General features: G+C 66.7%; 5 protein-coding genes. 4 read left to right on the forward strand and 1 reads right to left on the reverse strand.

Going from position 1 to position 3521, the window contains the following annotated elements; all coding sequences use genetic code 11:
• The 3 genes from RMO30_RS02120 to RMO30_RS02130 all read left to right on the forward strand — a co-directional run.
• Positions 1-1012: DUF885 domain-containing protein (locus RMO30_RS02120; protein WP_309708885.1), on the forward strand; the 1012-nt coding region annotated here is incomplete at its 5' end.
• A 10-nt stretch (positions 1013-1022) separates the two neighbouring features.
• Positions 1023-1610: a DUF4166 domain-containing protein gene (locus RMO30_RS02125; protein ID WP_309708888.1), complete on the forward strand. Its 588-nt coding sequence runs from the start codon at positions 1023-1025 to the stop codon at positions 1608-1610.
• Positions 1607-2566, forward strand: a complete 960-nt coding sequence (locus RMO30_RS02130; RefSeq protein ID WP_309708891.1) for a DUF1731 domain-containing protein — start codon at positions 1607-1609, stop codon at positions 2564-2566. The genes RMO30_RS02125 and RMO30_RS02130 overlap by 4 nt, the downstream gene beginning before the upstream one ends.
• A 4-nt stretch (positions 2567-2570) precedes the next feature.
• Here RMO30_RS02130 and RMO30_RS02135 read toward each other — a convergent pair whose 3' ends face one another.
• A complete protein-coding gene (locus tag RMO30_RS02135) occupies positions 2571-3143 on the reverse strand; it encodes a nucleoside deaminase (protein ID WP_309708893.1) in 573 nt (190 codons plus the stop codon).
• Positions 3144-3263: 120 nt separating this feature from the next.
• Between RMO30_RS02135 and RMO30_RS02140 the strand changes: the two genes are divergently transcribed.
• Positions 3264-3521 (forward strand): S1 RNA-binding domain-containing protein (locus RMO30_RS02140; protein WP_309708895.1); only part of this gene is annotated, 258 nt, incomplete at its 3' end.

The raw sequence follows: 3521 nt of genomic DNA on the forward strand, positions 1-3521 counted from the left end.
CGAGTTGGCGCCCGCCGCGACCGAGGTCGACGCCGTGGGACGCGAACTGTACGCCCTCCGGTCGCAACACTTCCTCGGCGCGAAGATCGACCTCGACGAAACCTACGAGTGGGGGATCGAAGAGCTGGCGCGGATGGTCGCCGAGCAGACCCGCATTGCGGGCGAGATCGTGCCCGGCGGATCCGTCGCCGACGCGATCGAGGCCCTCGAGAAGGATGCCTCCCGCAAGCTCAACGGCACCGACGAGCTGCAGCGCTGGATGCAGGCGACGAGCGACCAGGCGGTCGCCGACCTCTCGAAGCACCACTTCGACATCCCTGATGCAATCAAGAACCTCGAGTGCATGATCGCGCCGACTCAAGAGGGCGGCATCTACTACACCGGGCCCGCCGACGACTTCTCACGACCGGGTCGGATGTGGTGGAGCGTGCCCGAGGGTGTCACCGAGTTCGACACCTGGCGCGAACTGACGACCGTGTACCACGAGGGAGTCCCCGGTCACCACCTGCAGATCGGGCAGGCCGTCTACAACCGGGCGACCCTCAACCTCTGGCGCCGCCAGCTTGGAGGTACGAGCGGTCACGCGGAAGGGTGGGCTCTCTACGCCGAACGGCTGATGGAAGAGTTGGGCTATCTCGATGACCCGGCCGACCGGCTCGGGATGCTCGACGGCCAGCGCATGCGGGCGGCTCGCGTCGTGCTCGACATCGGCGTGCATCTCGGCAAGCCGCGTCTCGACGGCAGCGGCACCTGGGATCACGACTATGCGCTCGACTTCATGCGCGACAACGTCAACATGAACGACTCGTTCGTGCGCTTCGAGGTGAACCGCTACCTCGGCTGGCCGGGGCAGGCGCCGTCGTACAAGGTCGGACAGCGCATCTGGGAGCAGATTCGGGATGCCGCCCAAACTCGTGACGGCGCGGCGTTCTCGTTCAAGGACTTCCATAAGAAGGCCCTCGACATCGGAGGGGTCGGCCTCGACACGCTCAAGGCGACGCTGCTGAAGTGACGTTCTGCGCGTGACATCGCCGTGGCAGCTCGCGCTCGGCGTGCAGCTGCAGGAGCTCGATCCGGCTCTCGCGACCTACTTCTCCACCATCCCGGCCGGAAACGTCGGCCGGGGGAGCGGCACGTTCGACCGGGTCGGCACGCCTCGGCGGTGGCTGTGGCCCCTCTTTGCCATACTGGGCCGCGCCGCGATCGCCTTCCCGGTGTGGGAGTACGATGTACCGTTCGAGGTCGTCAACGTCCCGGGCGACGGGTCGCTGCGCGCCACCATCGCGTTTGGCTTCCGGCACGGTGAGCGGGTGATGCGGCACGAGATCCGGATGACGCCACACGGTCTCGTCGATGTGCTGGGCACCAAGGGTCGCCTTGAGGCGGCGCTTCAGGCAGCTGCCGTCGACGGTCGACTCGAGCTGCGATCGACGCGAGTGCGACTTCGGGTCGGAGGTGTGCGCATCCCGATCCCGTTCGCGCCGCGCATCCTGCTCGTCGAACGACGGCACGCCGATCGCCAGCGGGTCGAGTTCTCGATGTCTGCTCCGCTTGTCGGCGAGATCTACGGTTACGCGGGCACGTTCAGCTATCGGATCGAGACCGCGTGAAGGTCGCGATCGCGGGTGCGTCCGGTTTCATGGGCCGGTATCTCACGCAGCAGCTCCGATCCACGGGCGACGAGGTCGCGACGATCGGACGTGCCGACGCCGACGCGACCTGGGGCGATGCTGCCGCCATTGCCGCGGTCGTCGACGGTGCTCACGTGCTCATCAACCTCGCAGGCAGGAGCGTGAACTGCCGATACGGGCCCGCGAACCGCGCGGAGATCCTACGTTCGCGCGTCGAGACCACTCGTGCGCTCGGTGAGGCCGTGGCCACGGCGGCCACCCCGCCGGCGTTGTGGGTGAACTCGTCGACCGCGACCATCTACCGGCACGCCGAAGACCGGCCGATGACGGAGTCGACGGGGGAGCTGGGAACTGGCTTTTCCGTGGGCATCGCGCGCGCCTGGGAAGAAGCCTTCTTCGAGGGTGAGTTGCCCGCCACTCGCCGGGTGGCGCTGCGGACCGCCATCGTGTTGGGGAGCGGCAGCGCGCTCGTGCCTTTGCTGAACCTCGCGCGCCTCAGATTCGGTGGGGCGCAGATCGACGGGCCGTGGTTCCGGTCGAAACGGCGAATCGCAGCGGGAACGCTCCACGAATACGGAGCACGCGGCGGACGGCAGCGCTTCTCCTGGGTGCACCTCGACGACGTACTCGGCATCATCCGATTCCTCATCGCGCACCCCGACATCGATGGGGTCGTCAACGTCGCGGCGCCCAACCCGGTCGACAGCGTCACCGTGATGCGCAGTATCCGCCGCGCGGTCGGGGTGCCGTTCGGAATTCCGTTGCACCGGTGGTTGCTCGAACCCGGCGCGTGGGCGATCCGCACCGAGACCGAACTCGTGCTGAAAAGCCGCTGGGTCATCCCTGAGCGACTGCTCGACGCGGGCTACGTCTTCGCCTATCCGGATGTCGCTGACGCCGTTCGCGCGGTGGTGGCCACACGCGGGCGCCGTTGACCCTTCAGCCGCGGCGTGCGTTGTAGACCGTGGATGCCGAACCGCCGTATTCCGTGAAGGTGCGAAGCGCACCGTCGCGCAACACGTCGGACGTGACCGAGATGCCGCGCATTTCGAGCTGCTCTCGCCAGTCGTCACGAACCGGCCCTTCGTCGAATCCGGTGAGTTGTTCGCACTCCGGGCCCGAGCCGGCGATCACGAGGCGGCGCACCCCCGACCAGATCGTCGCGCCGTAACACATCGCGCACGGTCGCCAGTTGACGATGAGTTCGAGGTTCCGCGCGCCGAGGTCCCACGCGCCAAGAGCCGTCTGCGCGAGACTCAGCGCGACAACTTCGGCGTGCGCCGCCGAGAGGCCGCTCGAAAGCACGACGTTGACGCCCGCGGCGACCAACTCGCCCGTATCGCTGTCCACTACGAGCGCCGCAAACGGTCCGCCGTTGCCCGCACGCCAGTTGAGATCGGCGAGTTCGTGCACGAGCGCCATCCGGTCGTCGTCGGTCGCCAGCACGTCAGGCAGCGGACGCCCGATGAGCCAGTGGGGGAGTGTTGCGGTGAAGGCGCTGGCGCGGTCCATCCACTCACGCTAGGCTAGAGAGTCGCGTTTGACGCGATTCCTATCCGCCTGCCATCGGCGAAACAATCGCACCGCATCGTCCTTGGCCCTGAGTATGTCCATTTCCGGAGAAACCACTACATGACCACCGCAACGACCGCCACGGCTACCAAGCAGGTCGCCATCAACGACATCGGATCTGCTGAAGACTTTCTGGCCGCGGTCGAACTGACCCTCAAGTTCTTCAACGACGGAGACCTCATCGAAGGCACCGTCGTCAAGATCGACCGCGACGAGGTTCTCCTCGACGTCGGCTACAAGACCGAGGGTGTTATCCCCTCCCGCGAACTCTCCATCAAGCACGACGTCGACCCGTCTGAGGTCGTCAACGTCGGTGAC

Origin of the sequence: Pseudolysinimonas sp. (assembly GCF_031389465.1) — a bacterium.
Taxonomy (GTDB): Bacteria; Actinomycetota; Actinomycetes; order Actinomycetales; family Microbacteriaceae; genus Pseudolysinimonas_A.

What these genes read in the sequence shown, in the direction of transcription:
- RMO30_RS02135 (WP_309708893.1), bottom strand. Translation starts at nt 3,143, where the DNA reads ATGGACCGCGCCAGCGCCTTCACCGCAACACTCCCCCACTGGCTCATC.